The 15,210-nt window shown below is 38.3% G+C and carries 21 protein-coding genes; 8 read left to right on the top strand and 13 right to left on the bottom strand.

Going from position 1 to position 15,210, the window contains the following annotated elements; genetic code table 11:
- The first annotated feature begins 314 nt into the window (after nucleotides 1–314).
- Nucleotides 315–1,400, top strand: a complete 1,086-nt coding sequence (locus tag N1I87_RS03495; RefSeq protein WP_003353812.1) for an FUSC family protein — start codon at nucleotides 315–317, stop codon at nucleotides 1,398–1,400.
- An 82-nt stretch (nucleotides 1,401–1,482) separates the two neighbouring features.
- Here N1I87_RS03495 and N1I87_RS03490 read toward each other — a convergent pair whose 3' ends face one another.
- The 5 genes from N1I87_RS03490 to fabL form a co-directional block, all read right to left on the bottom strand.
- Nucleotides 1,483–3,228 (bottom strand): ABC transporter ATP-binding protein, encoded by a 1,746-nt coding sequence (locus tag N1I87_RS03490; protein ID WP_003353810.1) that lies wholly within the window; start codon nucleotides 3,226–3,228, stop codon nucleotides 1,483–1,485.
- Nucleotides 3,229–3,306: 78 nt separating this feature from the next.
- Nucleotides 3,307–3,852, bottom strand: a complete 546-nt coding sequence (gene ntdP / locus N1I87_RS03485; RefSeq protein WP_003353809.1) for a nucleoside tri-diphosphate phosphatase — start codon at nucleotides 3,850–3,852, stop codon at nucleotides 3,307–3,309.
- Nucleotides 3,853–3,988: 136 nt separating this feature from the next.
- Nucleotides 3,989–4,249 carry a YgaB family protein gene (locus tag N1I87_RS03480; protein WP_003353808.1) on the bottom strand — a complete coding sequence of 87 codons (261 nt, stop codon included), beginning with the start codon at nucleotides 4,247–4,249 and terminating at the stop codon, nucleotides 3,989–3,991.
- Between the two features lie 210 nt (nucleotides 4,250–4,459).
- Nucleotides 4,460–4,753, bottom strand: coding sequence for a gamma-type small acid-soluble spore protein (locus N1I87_RS03475; RefSeq protein ID WP_040341207.1), 294 nt, complete (start codon nucleotides 4,751–4,753; stop codon nucleotides 4,460–4,462).
- 70 nt (nucleotides 4,754–4,823) lie between these two features.
- A complete protein-coding gene (fabL, locus tag N1I87_RS03470; protein WP_270584441.1) occupies nucleotides 4,824–5,573 on the bottom strand; it encodes an enoyl-[acyl-carrier-protein] reductase FabL in 750 nt (249 codons plus the stop codon).
- Nucleotides 5,574–5,892: 319 nt separating this feature from the next.
- Here fabL and N1I87_RS03465 point away from each other — a divergent pair, with 319 nt between their 5' ends.
- Complete coding sequence (locus N1I87_RS03465) at nucleotides 5,893–6,096, top strand: cytosolic protein (RefSeq protein WP_270584442.1); 204 nt, start codon at nucleotides 5,893–5,895, stop codon at nucleotides 6,094–6,096.
- An 87-nt stretch (nucleotides 6,097–6,183) separates the two neighbouring features.
- On the opposite strand, the gene mutY is transcribed toward N1I87_RS03465, so the two are convergent.
- A complete protein-coding gene (mutY, locus tag N1I87_RS03460; protein WP_341097258.1) occupies nucleotides 6,184–7,269 on the bottom strand; it encodes an A/G-specific adenine glycosylase in 1,086 nt (361 codons plus the stop codon).
- A 277-nt stretch (nucleotides 7,270–7,546) separates the two neighbouring features.
- On the opposite strand from mutY, the gene N1I87_RS03455 reads away from it, so the two are divergent.
- Both N1I87_RS03455 and N1I87_RS03450 read left to right on the top strand, forming a co-directional pair.
- Nucleotides 7,547–8,533 carry a metal-dependent hydrolase gene (locus tag N1I87_RS03455; RefSeq protein ID WP_003353803.1) on the top strand — a complete coding sequence of 329 codons (987 nt, stop codon included), beginning with the start codon at nucleotides 7,547–7,549 and terminating at the stop codon, nucleotides 8,531–8,533.
- 152 nt (nucleotides 8,534–8,685) lie between these two features.
- Nucleotides 8,686–8,853, top strand: coding sequence for a small, acid-soluble spore protein K (locus N1I87_RS03450; RefSeq protein ID WP_048622738.1), 168 nt, complete (start codon nucleotides 8,686–8,688; stop codon nucleotides 8,851–8,853).
- A gap of 78 nt (nucleotides 8,854–8,931) precedes the next feature.
- Here N1I87_RS03450 and N1I87_RS03445 read toward each other — a convergent pair whose 3' ends face one another.
- A complete protein-coding gene (locus tag N1I87_RS03445) occupies nucleotides 8,932–9,258 on the bottom strand; it encodes a YfhH family protein (protein WP_003353800.1) in 327 nt (108 codons plus the stop codon).
- 310 nt (nucleotides 9,259–9,568) lie between these two features.
- Entirely contained in the window at nucleotides 9,569–10,375 is an 807-nt protein-coding gene (recX, locus tag N1I87_RS03440; protein ID WP_341100674.1) for a recombination regulator RecX, read from the bottom strand.
- Nucleotides 10,376–10,508: 133 nt separating this feature from the next.
- Here recX and N1I87_RS03435 point away from each other — a divergent pair, with 133 nt between their 5' ends.
- Nucleotides 10,509–10,628, top strand: coding sequence for a YfhE family protein (locus N1I87_RS03435; RefSeq protein WP_081473072.1), 120 nt, complete (start codon nucleotides 10,509–10,511; stop codon nucleotides 10,626–10,628).
- Between the two features lie 164 nt (nucleotides 10,629–10,792).
- Nucleotides 10,793–10,984 (top strand): YfhD family protein, encoded by a 192-nt coding sequence (locus N1I87_RS03430; protein WP_340404589.1) that lies wholly within the window; start codon nucleotides 10,793–10,795, stop codon nucleotides 10,982–10,984.
- A gap of 139 nt (nucleotides 10,985–11,123) precedes the next feature.
- On the opposite strand, the gene N1I87_RS03425 is transcribed toward N1I87_RS03430, so the two are convergent.
- The 5 genes from N1I87_RS03425 to N1I87_RS03405 all read right to left on the bottom strand — a co-directional run bounded on the left by N1I87_RS03425 (nucleotide 11,124) and on the right by N1I87_RS03405 (nucleotide 13,714).
- The gene (locus N1I87_RS03425; protein WP_255288016.1) at nucleotides 11,124–11,255 is read right to left on the bottom strand and encodes a hypothetical protein; all 132 of its coding nucleotides are present in this window, start codon (nucleotides 11,253–11,255) and stop codon (nucleotides 11,124–11,126) included.
- A gap of 148 nt (nucleotides 11,256–11,403) precedes the next feature.
- The gene (locus N1I87_RS03420; RefSeq protein ID WP_341103276.1) at nucleotides 11,404–12,180 is read right to left on the bottom strand and encodes a yteA family sporulation protein; all 777 of its coding nucleotides are present in this window, start codon (nucleotides 12,178–12,180) and stop codon (nucleotides 11,404–11,406) included.
- Nucleotides 12,181–12,484: 304 nt separating this feature from the next.
- A complete protein-coding gene (locus N1I87_RS03415; RefSeq protein ID WP_341100672.1) occupies nucleotides 12,485–12,802 on the bottom strand; it encodes a dihydrodipicolinate synthase family protein in 318 nt (105 codons plus the stop codon).
- Nucleotides 12,803–12,848: 46 nt separating this feature from the next.
- Nucleotides 12,849–13,259: a DUF3021 domain-containing protein gene (locus tag N1I87_RS03410; protein WP_340395814.1), complete on the bottom strand. Its 411-nt coding sequence runs from the start codon at nucleotides 13,257–13,259 to the stop codon at nucleotides 12,849–12,851.
- A complete protein-coding gene (locus tag N1I87_RS03405) occupies nucleotides 13,256–13,714 on the bottom strand; it encodes a LytTR family DNA-binding domain-containing protein (RefSeq protein ID WP_341100671.1) in 459 nt (152 codons plus the stop codon). Before N1I87_RS03405 ends, N1I87_RS03410 begins: the two co-directional genes overlap by 4 nt.
- Nucleotides 13,715–14,260: 546 nt before the next feature.
- Between N1I87_RS03405 and N1I87_RS03400 the strand changes: the two genes are divergently transcribed.
- Both N1I87_RS03400 and N1I87_RS17980 read left to right on the top strand, forming a co-directional pair.
- Complete coding sequence (locus N1I87_RS03400; protein WP_327805884.1) at nucleotides 14,261–14,863, top strand: hypothetical protein; 603 nt, start codon at nucleotides 14,261–14,263, stop codon at nucleotides 14,861–14,863.
- A 172-nt stretch (nucleotides 14,864–15,035) separates the two neighbouring features.
- A complete protein-coding gene (locus N1I87_RS17980; protein ID WP_445285707.1) occupies nucleotides 15,036–15,176 on the top strand; it encodes an ApeA N-terminal domain 1-containing protein in 141 nt (46 codons plus the stop codon).
- Nucleotides 15,177–15,210 lie beyond the last annotated feature (34 nt).

The following is a 15,210-nucleotide window of genomic DNA, read 5'->3' as shown; positions in this document are numbered from 1 at the left end:
ATCATCTCGCCGTTTTTCGCTTCGTTTTACTTACCTTTCAAAAACAAGAATGACCAATTCATGAAAAGCAAAAACTGGATAAAATTTTATTTTTCAAAAAAAGGCTACATCTCTTGATATTCTTATTTTTCCATTGTATAGTACAATAATGTTTCAGACGATCCATCACAAAAAAGGACATTCAAAGTAGGGATAAATAGAGAAAATCAAACATCATATAAAAAGGGAGATAATATCATTCCCAGGTCAGCGTTTGACGTTTTTGAAAAGCAATTTTCATTACATGTAAAAACTTAAGAAAGGAAAAATGCGCTATGAAGCTTGGTGCCCGCATATTAAAAACAGGAATTGCGATTGTCCTGGCATTGGCCATTGCTCGCGCTCTTCAATTGCCATCTCCTGTTTTTGCCGGAATACAAGCCGTTTTTGCTATACAGCCAACTATTTATCGATCTTATAAAACCATTGTCGAACAAGTTCAAGGAAATGCGATTGGTGCTGCCATTGCCATTCTAACTGTCGTTTTCTTCGGCAACCATATCGTATTTGTCGGTCTGGCTTCTATTGTCGCGATTCTCATTATTTTAAAATTAAAACTTGATAATACGGTCGGTTTGGCACTAGTGACCATTATCGCGATTATGGAAGTTCAAAACGAACAGTTTATCCAATTTGCTCTCCTCCGTTTTGGAACCATTATGCTTGGAATTTTAGCCGCTTTTGTCGTCAATTTAATTTTTATGCCGCCTAAATATGAGACGAAACTTTTTTTGCATATAAACAACGTGACAGAGGACATTTTGAAATGGATTCGCTTGAGCACTCGAAATGCCTCTGACTATCAACTGTTGAAACTCGACATATCCAAGATTAGCGAGCGATTATACAAAACGGACGAGTTATATAAATTGTACAAAGAAGACAGAAATACATTTAAAATCAGCCATACTGCGAAAAATCGCCGACTTGTGATTTACAGGCAAATGATCATTGCTGTCAAAAAAAGCTTTGAGATTTTAAAACGGCTTCACCATTATGAAAATGAAATCCAGCAGCTTCCAGAGGAACTTCAAAAAAGAATTCAAGAAATGCTCGATGCGTTAATCAGCTACCATGAGCAAATATTATTGAAGTTTGTTGGAAAAGCGAAGAAAAAAACGGAGCTGGAAGAAGTCCATGATGTGTATTTAAACCGCAAGGAATTTATGGATGCATTTTTAGACGAAATTATTGAAGAGTACTCCGGAAGCAAGGATACCCAATCCTTCCATTTGCTCTACATCGTCACCTCCATCTTAGAGTATGGCGAACAAGTGGAGCATCTGGATATGCTGATTCACAGCTTCCAAAGTTTTCATAAGTCGGAAAATGAAGTGAAAATAAAAGAAGAAAACGAGTAAAAGTCAGGAAGAAACGAAATATTCTCTCCTGACTTTTTCTTTTTTTGTTTCAAAAAGTCCTTCTGTATCCCATGATTACGTTCTAATTCAGCTGTTGCACTTGAAAGAGTTTATAGTAGCTCCCTTGTTTTGCCATAAGTTCTTCGTGAGTGCCCGATTCAACGACTTGGCCATTTTCAATCAAAATAATTCGATCCGCATGAGTTATAGTAGAAAGCCGATGAGCAACAATAAAAGTGGTCCGATCCTTTGCCAACTTTTCCAGTGCCTCTTGAATTAAATGTTCGCTTTCTAAATCAAGCGCTGAAGTAGCCTCATCCAATATCAAGATGGGAGGATTTTTCAGAAACACTCGGGCAATTGCGACTCTTTGTTTTTGCCCGCCTGAAAGCTTTACCCCTCTTTCGCCCACTTTCGTGTCATATCCATCGACTAAATTCATAATAAAGTCATGAGCGTTTGCGGCTTTAGCTGCAGCGATCACTTCTTCTTCACTTGCATCCGGACGTCCGAGAAGGATATTGTTTTTAACAGAATCGCTGAACAAAATATTATCTTGAAGCACCATTCCGATATGATCACGTAAACTCCGAACTTTAAAATCGCGAATGTCTACACCGTCCAATAAAATTCTTCCTTTTGTCACATCGTAAAAACGCGAAATCAAGCTTACTAGCGAAGATTTGCCCCCTCCGCTCATTCCGACAAGAGCAACCGTCTCACCCGCTTTAATCTCAAGGTCGATATCTTTCAACACTTCCGGTTCATTTTCATCGTAAGCAAAACTTACATGATCAAATACAATATTTCCTTTTACATCCTTGCATTCAATGGCATCAGGACGATCCGTAATATCATATTTCTCATCGATCAGCTCAAACACTCTGTCCATGGAAGCTATGGCCTGAGTTAAGGTGGTAGATGAATTGACAAGCCTTCTTAAAGGATCGTATAAACGATCTACATAAGAAATAAATGCGGCCATCGTTCCGACTGATAAATGGCCGTGAATCACTTGAAACCCGGCATAAGCAATGACAATCAAAGGAGCTAAATCGGTAATGGTATTCACGACTGCAAATGATTTGGCTGTCCAATTCGTTTGATAGAGGGCTTTATCCAAAAAATTTGAATTTTGGTCTTTGAATTGATCTTGGGCAAAGTCCTCGATGGCAAAACTTTTAATAACAGGCATTCCCTGCACTCGTTCATGCAGAAAACCTTGCATTTCTGCCAGCGCCTGCGAACGCACTCTTGTCAGTCTTCTTAAATTTCCAAAAAAATATTTGACGGAAAAAGCATAAAGAGGAAATACTAAAAGCGAAACAATGGTCAATTTGACATCCATCGACAGCATGAGTCCAACAGCGATGAAAATGGTTGCCAAATCGAGCCAAATATTCATCAATCCTGTAATCACAAAATCCTTCGTCTGTTCTACATCATTAATTACCCGGGAAATCACTTCGCCCGCCCGATGATTAGAATAATATTTAAAGCTTAACTTTTGAATGTGCTCAAAGAGTCGGTCTCGAATATCATACAACACTCTATTTCCAGTGCTTTGGGCTAAATATTGTCGAAAATATTCAACAGGCGGCCGCAATACGACAAAAATAAAAAACATGACTCCCAGTACAAAAAGAAGCTTATGGATTTTGATATCGGTGGATAATTCACGATTTCCTATGATATCATCAATCACATATTTAATGAAAATCGGAATGAGGAGCGGTATGGCAAATTTGATGGCCCCGATAAACAAAGTTGAGATAATTTCTCGCCTGTATGGTTTTACAAAATTCATATATCTACGTATGCTTCCCAAATTTCCCCCTCCTTACATCAAAAAATCAATATTCTTCTTTATTTTTCCATGGAAAAAGGGGCTGACTCATCTTTAGGATCAGACCCCATACCTTCTTTTATTTAAGAAAAGATATTTATCGTACCATATGTCTACAAAATCAGGTGCAAATGGACCTTTGCGCTGTTCAATCCATTTGATTAGCTTGTCCACATTCCGCTTTAAAATATGGTCAATCACATCAGGATAACCCATTTGCTTTCGATGTTCAGCGTATTCATCTTCATCCAGGAGGGAGTAGGTCATATCGGGAAACACTTTAATGTCGAGATCATAATCAATATACTTTAACGCTTCATAGTCATAAACAAACGGAGAACTTAAATTGCAGTAGTAATAGATCCCATCTTCTCTTATCATACAAATAATATTGAACCAATGCTCAGCATGAAAATAACAAATGGCCGGCTCTCTTGTCATCCATGTTCTGCCGTCGGACTCCGTAACGATGGTTCGGTCATTGCCTCCAATGACAAGACGTTCTGTCGCTTTTAAAACCAACGTTTCTTCCCAAATCCGATGAATATGGCCATCATGTTTATAACTATGAATTTGTATGGTTTCTCCTTCAGCGGGAAATACCATGATTGTCCCCTACTTTCGTATCAAAGAAATTTCACCAGTCTTTTCCCTAAGAGGAGGAAAAAACAATTCTACTTTCATATTATAACGATTCACCATTAAAATTAAAACAAAAGAGAGCCACGGTTTTCGCCGCCGCTCATAATTTCACGCCTGTTTGCTCTTGATAAGTACGAATCACTTCGTCCGTTTGGGCTTCAAAGACCTTTTGTATTTCCTTTAATTTTTTTCTCATCTCGTCCATTTCACTTTCAAGGTTTTCCATTCCGGCAATATCCTGAAGTTCTTTTAATTCTTTCTCCATTTGCTGGCACCGCTCTATTTCCTGTTGCAATAACAACAGTTTCTCCATCGTTTTCATTTGTTCCTTTACTAATACATTAAAACGATCTAACATCATCATCACCCCTCAAACGGTCACATCCTCCTCTATTAACTTCTTCCCAGCCGCCCTTTTTCCTTTCTCTTTTTCTGTCGGTTCTTCAACATTTTCATCGAAAATTTTAACTTTTCATTCGCAGGATGATTTCATATAATGATGATTGATTCCATCTTTTCCAACTAAAAAAAGAAGAGACACATACTACTATGTATCTCTTCCCTTGTGTACTTATTGATTTTGTTGATTTGAGCCGCTTGAATTTTGCGCTTTGCGACTTTCTGCTTGTTGATTTTGTTGTTTCACTTTTTGCACATCTGTTTCAGAACCAAACTCAGTCGCAAAAGAAGATTGTTGAGATTGAGATTGGTTTTTCGCAGACGCAGCATTTTGTTGTCTTACTTGCTGTGCATCTGTTTCAGAAGCGAATTCTGTTCCAAATTTAGATCCTTGAGCAGATGCAGCGTTTTGTTGTTTTACTTTTTCCGCGTTTGTGTTAGATGTGAATTGGTTTTGTTTTGCCATCATTATCACCTCCACGGTTATTAATTTGTCCATCGAGGTGAAAAATATCCAAACAAAGTTAAAAATATTTTTATACGAGCAGTGATCTGCCTCCGTCGACAATAATGGTTTGCCCGCGAATCATCGAGGCTTCTTTCGAAATCAGAAACATAACCGTATTCACAATATCTTCAATTTCCACCATTCTTCCGGCAGGTGTATTCTTTTTCGCATCCTCCAGCATTTCTTCTCTATTCGGAAAATGCTTTAATGCTTCCGTATCAACGGCGCCGCCTGATACCGCATTGACCACAATATTCTTTTTCGAAAGTTCCACTGCAAGATATCTCGTCAAAGCTTCAACCGCCGCTTTTGAAACGCCCACAGCGGTATAATTTTCCAAGTAGCGAATGGAACCGAGAGAGCTGATGCTGACGATACTTCCTCCTCCATTGATTTCCATCAATTTCGCCGCTTCTTGTGCACAAAAAAGGAGCGCCTTGCTGTTAATATCCATGGTCCAGTCCCAATGCTTCTCTTCCAACTCCATCAACGGCCGCTGAACACCGGAGGCCGCATTGTTAATAAATACATCCAAACGGCCAAATTCTTCTTGAATTTGCTGAAACATATCACGTATTTTTTCGACATCCCCCACGTTGGCTTTTACAACCAGCGCTTTTCGGCCCAGTTTTTCAATTTCTTCTGCTGTTTCCAAAGCTTTTGATTTGCTGCGAGCATAATTTACCACTACATCATAGCCTTTTCTCGCTAATTCTATCGCAATCGCTTTCCCGATTCCTCGGCTGCTTCCCGTTACTAATGCAACTTTATTGCTCATTTTTTTCATCCTTTCTTCCCTATTCCCATTTTTTATAAAACAAGTTAGCCTATGTATCATTGCCTTCGGATGAAGATTCTAAATTCTTCTCTGCTTAAAGTCAGTCAAATGTGTTGTTATCCGTTTATCATTACTCTTGAAGAGGATGTGATGGACCGTTTTTGCAGCATGGAATATCCCCTGTTTTTGCAGCATGGAATATCCCCTCTATTTTACTTTTTCTTGGAAAGTCGGACAACTCTTTTTAGATGCCCACATTCGTATAAAAAAAGCTGTTTCATTGAAAACTAACAGTACTTATGGAAACGGAGGTAGTACAATGTATACCGGTCGTGATATGACAGAATTATCGATGACGCCAAAAAACAAATGGAAAACAGAGGAGCTTTCTTATTTTCATCACGCTCTCCAACAAATCATGCCTTATTTAAATGCAGAAGGACAGACGCTTCATCGTGAAATTACGGAAGAAATCATGAGGCGCGGCGGTCTCACAAAAGGTGCGGAATCCGGATTAGAATAAACACGGCTTCTTGTGATTTTCTGATTAATAAAATACCGTCAAATAAGAGAATTCAAGTCACCCCAAGGCTTACGCTTGGGGTGATTCTCATTCTCGTATCGTTCTTTTGTATTCTTTCCAAATCTTTTGATGGGATACCGGAAATGCAAAATCCTGAATCTCTTCGGGTTTGACCAGCTTCACTCTTTCGTCTTCCGGTATCTCATTTTGTATCTCGCCGGCGTAAACATCAATGTCCCAAGTCAAATGAGAAAAAACATGTTGGATTTTTGCAAATGTGCCGTTATGGATCAAAGAGTCTATTTTGTATGTTTCTTCCAATAATTTACGGAGTCGCGTTTCAGGATCTAAAAATGAGGTCATTTCAAAATTAGGGAATTCCCAAAGATTTGCAAGTAATCCGGTTGCTTCCCGCTTATGGATCAAGAATTTACCTTCTTTGTTTTTCAAAACAACCGCTCCGATATGAACAAGCTTCATGCTTTTCTTTCTCGTTTTGACAGGGAGTTCTTCTTGAACCCCTTCTTCAAATGCATGGCAATGTTCTTGAACCGGACATAATAAACAAGACGGAGATGTCGGAGTACAAATTAAAGCGCCCAATTCCATTAATGCTTGATTAAACGAAGAAGGATCTTCCGTATACATAAGACGATGTATGGCTTCTTCAAATATCTTTCGAGAAGCCGGTTTAGCAATGTCTTCCCAAATCGATAAAATTCTAGACGCGACTCTCATGACATTTCCATCAACGGCAGGATAAGGTTTACCATATGCAATGCTTAAGACAGCCCCCGCTGTATACGGGCCTACACCTTTCAAAGAAGTCATCTCTTCCAATGTATCCGGGACTTTCCCTCCATATTTTTCCTTTACTTCTTTTACTGCTGAATGAAGGTTTCGAATTCTTGAATAGTACCCTAAACCCTCCCAGGCTTTTAAAACTTGTTCTTCCTCCGCTTCCGACAAGGCTTCTAAAGTTGGGAATTTTTCCATAAACCGTTCAAAATAAGGAATCACGGTTTCTACTCTTGTCTGCTGAAGCATGACTTCTGAAACCCATATTTTATAAGGATCACACTCTTTTCTCCAAGGAAGATTCCTTTTTTCACGTTTATACCATTCCAGTAAGTCATGTTGAAATTTTTCCGTATCAATCTCTTTTAAATCCATGCCCTTCACTGCTTACCTCCGTGATGTTAATATTGAGACAAAATGGGAATACTATGAAAAAAATTAAATTGAGACGTTCTCAGACAATCGTGGAATCAAAATATCTTTTCGTTCAGTACATTAACGGTAGTTGTTCAATTAGCTTGTAGAAAAGAAGCAAAATCGGCCGCCATCGGCTTTTGAAATTTTCTCAAATGGCAATATCTTGCATTGCAATCCGTTTTTATTCCCATTATCATTTTTTTAACAAGGATGGATGTCAAAGGAGGAAATCCTTTTGGATACTGGAACACACTTCGTGATGGGAATTGCGCTAGGGGGTTTATCCACACTGGATCCTGTCATTTCCCATGGCACCGTTTCGTCAAACGTTGTTTTAGCATCAGTTATCGTCGGATCACAAATTCCTGATATCGATACCATTTTAAAATTAAAGAACAATGCCGTCTATATTCGAAATCACCGCGGAATTACCCATTCGATCCCCGCTGTTCTGTTGTGGCCTTTATTGATTTGTGCTGTATTGGGGCCTCTTTTTCCGGAAGTCAATTTATTTCATTTATGGATGTGGACCCAATTAGCAGTCTTTCTCCATGTTTTAGTCGATATTTTTAACGCATATGGCACACAGGCACTGAGGCCGTTTTCCACCAAATGGCTGGCGCTTGGAACGATCAATACTTTTGATCCTTTTATTTTCGCGGTTCATGTGGTCGGGATTATTCTATGGATTAACGGATTCAACCCCGGCATCACGTTTTTAAACATATATGTACTGATCCTATTCTATTATATAGTAAGATTTATAGTCCAACAGACTATCCGTTCAGCAGTCAGGCAATTGATACCGGATGCAGAAGAAATTATCATTGCTCCGACGATCCGTTTTTTTATATGGCGGATTGCTGTGAAAACACCTGACTATTTCTATGTGGCAAGAGGCTATCGCCGGTCGATTACCATTTTGGATAAATTCAAAAGAACGCCTATGCCTGATACTCCGCTCTTAGAGGCGGCAAAAAAAGATAAAAACTTATCGGCTTTTCTAAACTTTTCACCCGTTTACCGCTGGCAATTGTCCAAATATGATGACTGTTATGAAATTAAATTTATCGATTTGCGCTATCGAAACAATGGACACTATCCTTTTGTCGCCGTTGTGCAGCTTGATCTAGATTATAACATCATCGGATCCTATACCGGATGGGTTTTCAGCGAAGAAAAACTGAGGAAAAAATTGGATTTCATCCCGAATTCCCATTAAATACGTACATTCTTCATACAAAAGAAAAAAAGCGCTCCCTGCTTCTTAGATAGTTGACGTCGCCGTGATTTTATCATAATTTGTTCATATTTTACCGATACTAAAAAGGCAAAGAGAGGATGATTTCTCTTTGTAAAAAGGAGGCTATGGCGATGCGGAACAAAGCTAAAAATTTCCCGAACCTAAACAGCCATAAATTCGAGGGCGAGCCTCGAGCAAAGGCGGAATACGCTTCAAAGCGGGCGGACGGAACAACCAACACGCATCCTCAAGAACGTATGCAAGCTTCAGGCCAAAGAGAATGGTCTAATGAGCCTTAGCACGATTTCCAATTACAATCCGTTTCTTTCATGAAATCCTGCGACTCCCATCCCTTACTATTGGGATGGGAGTCTTTATTATGCATCCGACTTGCGTCTTAAAAGCGAAATTGGCAAAGCTTCTTCCTGGCCGCTCCCATTCAGACGGTGCCCCCAAGCGAAAACTCCTTTTAAATAGTCGATTTTAAAATAGTTCCCCGGATCTTCTGCAATCTCATATACTTCACCCGGTTTAAAATCATCCGGATTGAGAAGGTAAGCTTCAGCCATGGCCGCCTTCCTCTCCATCACAGCCAATTCATTCACCATTCCCAATTGTTCGGCCTTGCGGGCTTTTTCTTTTAAACGAGAGATTTCCTGTTTTAATTCATATTCGCTCATTTCGCTGTAGCGTTTTTCCACCATTGTCCACCTTCTCCCATACTTTTTTGCTCATAGGTTCATACACCAACACTCATAAAAGAAAGAACCAATTTCAAAGAAGCCTCAAATAGCCCTTTCAATAATTCTTTTTCATTTTACCGCACCTTTGTCTTGAATCGCTAATGATGAAAAAAGATAAAAGAAAATAACGTGTCCAATTATAAGAAAATGTCAATTGCCGTGGTGCTAGTATTTTTCTCAAGAATGGATTCAAGGATAAAAAAGATTGGCTCAGCTTGGTATTCTTTGTCTAAAAATGGACGTTCCAGCAAGCAAAGAAGCGGAACAATTTTCAAATAAAATCATTCTTTTCCTTGAACTGCTCGACCGCTTGCTGAATGTCTTCCATTGAAAATCCTTTTCGATACAAATATTGCTGAACTTTTCGAAGACGCTCGTTCCCGCTTTCGCTCCGATAGCGTCTAAATGCCTTTTCCGTCTGGTAAAACAGCGCTTCTTTTTCGTTTTCCTCGTCTTTTTGTATATTGTCAGCGATCGCTTCGGAAATGACCTCACTGGAAAATCCTTTACGCCTTAAAAGCTGAATCGCTTTTTGCTTTTTTTGAAGAAAAGCTTCATTAGAATTCCGTTGAAATACTTTTCCGATCAGTTTTGTTGCTTTGTTTACTTGCTCCTCTTTTCCATACAGCTCCAGCACTTGTTCCACAATACTCTGATCCACGCCTTTTTGCGCCAGTTCCCCCGCCACCACAATCGGCCCTTTATCTGTTGTCTTCATTTGAGTTTGGACATAGGCCTTGGCAAAATCGCGATCATCAAGATAATGTTGTACATACAGCTTTTGGACCACGAGATCAATGACCTCGTCGTTGTATTCTTTTTTTCGCAAAAATTCTCGAATTTCTTTCTCGGTTCTCATTCTTTTTGCCAAATAATAGACCGAATCTTGGTATCCCTTTCGAACTTCATCCGCATGCAAAATTTCAGCGATGTCCTCTTCCTCTAACTCCATCCCTTTTTTTAGTCGGAAACGTGCCAAAACGGCCTCATCCACACTAAAGGCAAAGGCTTCATTGATAAAAATATTGTACCGCTCTTTGTTATTTTGCTGGACGGATATTTTCGTAATCACCTTCACTCTGATTTCACCTCTTTACGCCTCTGTATAACATTATAAATTTTTTGCTTTGTTGTAAAAACCAATGGTATGACTCACAAGAAAAAGGAAAACATAAGAATAAACAATATTTTCCACGAAAGGATGATTCTATTTGGATAAGAAAAAGCAAAATAAAATAAAAAGCACACTTTCACGCGCTCAAGAAATTTCCTATGCACGCGATTTTAAAATGGCAGACCGCGCCGGTGGATTTACGAAAAAAGAGCGATAATATTTATTGCTAAAAAATGAAACTTGGCAGAAACAATCGGGCATTGCGGCAAATTTCCTTTCTCCTTAAAAGCTAAAGGGGACACCTGGATAAAAAGAACCCATTCGGAAAAAGTATAAATGCGGAGCTTATTGCCGCCACTTTTTACGAAAGGGGTTTATGAAATGGGCCGCGCACATCATCAAAAAACAAGAGACAAAAATAAACAAAAGCTTCCTCAAGTTCCGAAAAACTTAAAAACAGACGGCAGAGATGTGGAATATTCACAAGAATTGGCGGATCACGCTGACTTGGAAGCACAGTCACGATCCGACGCCGCTGATCAACGGGTAAATTCACAAAAGAGGAAACTATAACACCAAAAAGCACCAGTCCATCCCGACTGGTGCTCTTCAAAAAAATATCCACAATATGATTGTGGATATTGTGTGTATATTCACAATTTTCGTTATATTGAAATTATTCAACCGGTAAAACAAGACATCTCCAATTCCTTTAATCCCGCTTTTTTTCACGCATGATTTCTGCTTCCATTTGAGCATAATTAGTGATTTTAGGATAACCGTTTTTTTGCTTTGCCTGGTTGTTGCGCTGCGCGTTGGCATTTCCGGCCTTTGTTTTTCCCATATGATCATTCCCCCCTCCTTTTTTATTTTTTCCTTTTTTGAACGAAATATGCTGAACGGTTTTGTCTCAACAAACATCAACAGCTGCTTTCCTTTTTTCAAAAGCAGCCAAAATAATGAAGCGATCCACCACAACGAAAAATCCGCTCTTATTCGTCACGGGTTCGTTTTCTTTTTTTATCTTCGACATAAGGTTCTCGTTCAAAAGGATGGAGATCGCCGAAAGTAGTCATGATTCCTTCCTCGTCAAGAGCTTCTTCGAATATCTCATGTTGATCATTTGGGTACACCTTGATCCCTTTTCCAACAATATTATTTCCGATAAAATTCTCATAATCTTCTACATATCCAACATTTTCTTCCGACTCAATATACATATCATTATAATGAAGCGGAGATTCCATAAAATCCGACGGCGTTTCTGAAGTTCCCCATTCCGCCACTGCTTGCCAAGAATCTTCCGAATCAAAAGCAACCGATTCATCTCGATCGTCACCATCAAATTTCCCGAATGGAGGCGTTAATACTTCTTCTTCCACCGGACGAGAACGTGATATTTCCTGATCCGGTGAATGTTCTTTACATGTGGTTGCGGTTATGAGTGCATCCAGTCGTTCATACGGTATCTCTTTTCCGCATTTCTCACATATTCCATACGTTCCATTCTCTATGGCATCAAGCGCGCGACGAATATTCCGCCATTCGAGTCGGGAATGCTCGTCCAGCGCCAAATCTTTTTCCCTTTCAAAAAGCTCTGTACCTTCATCCCCAGGGTGGTTATCATAGCTGGACAGTTCGCCCACCGAACTGTGAGGATGCCCGCTTTCTAGATTATAACGATCGTTCATTTGTAACCTTTTTTCTAAATCCTTTTTTGCATCTAACAGCCGCCCCCGAAAATCGGTAATTTGGTCTTGTGATAGCATCCCTTCCACTCCTTTCTTCTTTCCGTAGTATGCAACCAATCCAGAAAAACATTCATCCCCGGAATGAGAATCCATCATGATGGATCATCCGCATTTTGAATCCATTACCTATGTAACCTTCTCTTGTTTCCAGCTGCAGCATTTTATTCTGCACTGCATTGGTACAATCTCTTGTTGAAAATTTCATTTCTTATCCAATTCGAAAAAAACTTGGCAAAATAATACCCCCTGATAGAAAGCAAACGTTCAACATGAAAACTTCAACGGCCCGTATCTGTCGATGAACAGATCGGGCCGTTCTTGATTATGACGATGATAAAACTCCAGCTTTTTGCAATATTTTTTTCAGTTCTTCCTTTTTAAGCGGATCAAGTGGTCGGGCAGGCGGTAAAACATACGTTGAAACATTGATGCCTCTCAATGCAATCGCCTCTTTCACTACATTGACAAACCGCGAATCCAGTTTATACAAAAGAGGCAAGTAAGCCAAGCGCTGGTGGAGCTTTAAGGCCGTTTCCATTTCTCCATTTTGAAACGCTTGATAAATGCCTAGCGATAATTCCGGTGCAAAATTGACACTTGAAGCAATCGATCCATCTCCACCTAAAAATAATGTATTCAATAAAAGAAACATTCCCTTCAAAAGCAATTTTGAAGGGAATGTTTTATTATATTTTCTTTAAATCTTCATTCATTCGTTTTGCTAAGTTTTTGTAATATAAATAGTAGCTGACCCAAATGACTATATAGATGGCTATAAAAATAGCTGCTGAAATCAAGATGCTTTTCATATCAAAGGGGAGCCATCCAATTCCTAAGGACAAGCTAAAATACAGCACGATGATGGTAATAAAATGCAAAGCCGTTTGCTGCGAAAGACGGAGTGATTTTATTTCAAAATAAAGCGGAGATACGGTAAAAAACCATCCACAAAATATGGAGCCCAGCGAGTTTTTAATAAAAATTTCACCATCAATAACTTGTATATGACCGAAATAAATGATACAGCCGGTGACCATGACGGACACAAAGGAACCGATCAATATTCCAATGATGCTTCTGTATAAAAAAGCTTTCATTCTTTTTTCCTCCTGTTCATTTTTAATGCTTTTTTAATTGCTTGGACATAATGCCGCGAAACATACTCTTTCTCTCCTGATTTAAAATAAACGCATAGAGTGCCGTTGAACGATGCTTCAAATCGACTCAACTCATGGAGATTGGCAATAACGGACTTAGAAATGCGAACAAATTTGTTAGAGGGAAGCAATTTTTCGAGCTCATACAGCTTTTCCTTCAATTTAAATGTTCCTTTAGCTGTGACAGCCTGAACAAAATCTCCTTCTGTACGAAAAAAATGAACTTCATTTGGCTTTAAAATATAATTCATATCCCCATTCTTACCCACGATAAATTCCGTTTCCATTCCTTTTAAGAAATCAAGAATTTCTTTAATTGTGTCATCGACTTCTTTACAGTGAATGGTCACGGTCGTCTCATCGTAGTCATTGTCAATATCTAAAGACACTTTCATTCCCCCATCCTCCTTCTATACATACATGTCTTGCTACTTAAATTGTATTCGTCCTTTCAATGGCTGTCTTCATAATAAAGCTAAAAGGTCATTTTCCAATGCTATCCGGCAAAAATCGTCCTGTCAGATGCATTCTTATTAAGAAAATTATTTATTCCAAAAGAGAATTTCTAACTTAAAATGGGCGAAACTCGCCGTATTGTCTAACTAATTAAAATAAAAGGGGAATTTAAAGTTAGAGAAGGGAAAGTACTTTAAACGATAGGGAAAGTGTCAATATATTAAAAGAACCATAAATGATGCTTGATTTTAAACATGTATGATGTTTTGATGGTTGTTATTGGGGATTTTATCACCGTTGATTACACAAGCCACTTAGGTTCCATTTTCGTCACCACCATTTTGATATTCCTTAATACTATATGGAGGCGCAAAGATGATAAATTACCACTATTTTTTAATAGGTCAAACATGTTAAACAAGGAGTTCCACTTTTAAAATCGAAACTATTATAAAATTGGTCTTTATTGTAAAAGAGGTGAATTTATGCTTTTTCATTATCATTTCTGGACTCCATATTTGGAGGAGACAGAAAAATTTTATGAAGAAAATGGCTTTAATGTTTCATTACGCATGGGTAAATACAATGGGGATTTTCAAAATTTTAATCCTCCCTTGACTTGGAATGATTTTCGCACAAAAAATATTCTTTTTCGTATTATTGAGATGAGAAAAGGAACAGTCAATATTACTTTTGGTTATGGAAAGATTAAATTTGACCATATTGGTTTTTTAGTCTCCAAGACTAAACATCATGTGTTATGTGATAATGCCAAAAAAATGAACTGGCAAGTTAATATTGGAGAAAGAAGAACCTTTATCAACACTCCTTATGAGTTTAAAATAGAGCTTCAAACAAACATAGATGTGATAGACACTATAGCGGATACTGTAAAAATAAATCGATTGAAAATCGCAACAAAAAAGACAGGACTGGAGGATGATCTGTCCACTTTGTTTAATGAACCCGTTAATAATATACATTCGGTAGTTGGTGATGAATTCACTCTTAAAGAAGCCGTAATAAAAGGTTTTTTGTCTTCCGATCATTTGGACCCTAACGGAGTAAGAATTTTTAATTATATTTAAATTGATACAATTATTCTTCTTGAATTAAAGCTCCATACGTAAGAAAATAACTACAATTGATTGTGGTCTTTTTTTATCGTCTTGAAAATAAAGTCGTGATAGAAATACAAGGAGAAGGCAAAAGGATTTTAACTTTCCTGTTCGCACCACTTTAATTTGATTTTGGGATTTTATACAATCTTTTTCTTTTAGCACAGATTATTTATCAAAATGGCTATCCATCTCTCCATTTAAAATCAACGAAATTACAAAAGAAGATGGTAGGCTGCAACAACTTAATGTCCAATATAATTTCCAGAAATTTTTTCTTTAAAATGTAGGCTCTGTTAAATTTTAATATTGATAAA

The sequence above is a fragment of the Bacillus sp. FSL W8-0102 genome, from assembly GCF_038007225.1.
In the GTDB taxonomy this organism is placed as follows: Bacteria; Bacillota; Bacilli; order Bacillales; family DSM-4216; genus Bacillus_O; species Bacillus_O smithii.
The sequence above is the reverse complement of the archived record's forward strand: the minus strand, read 5'-3'. Positions and strand labels throughout refer to the sequence as shown.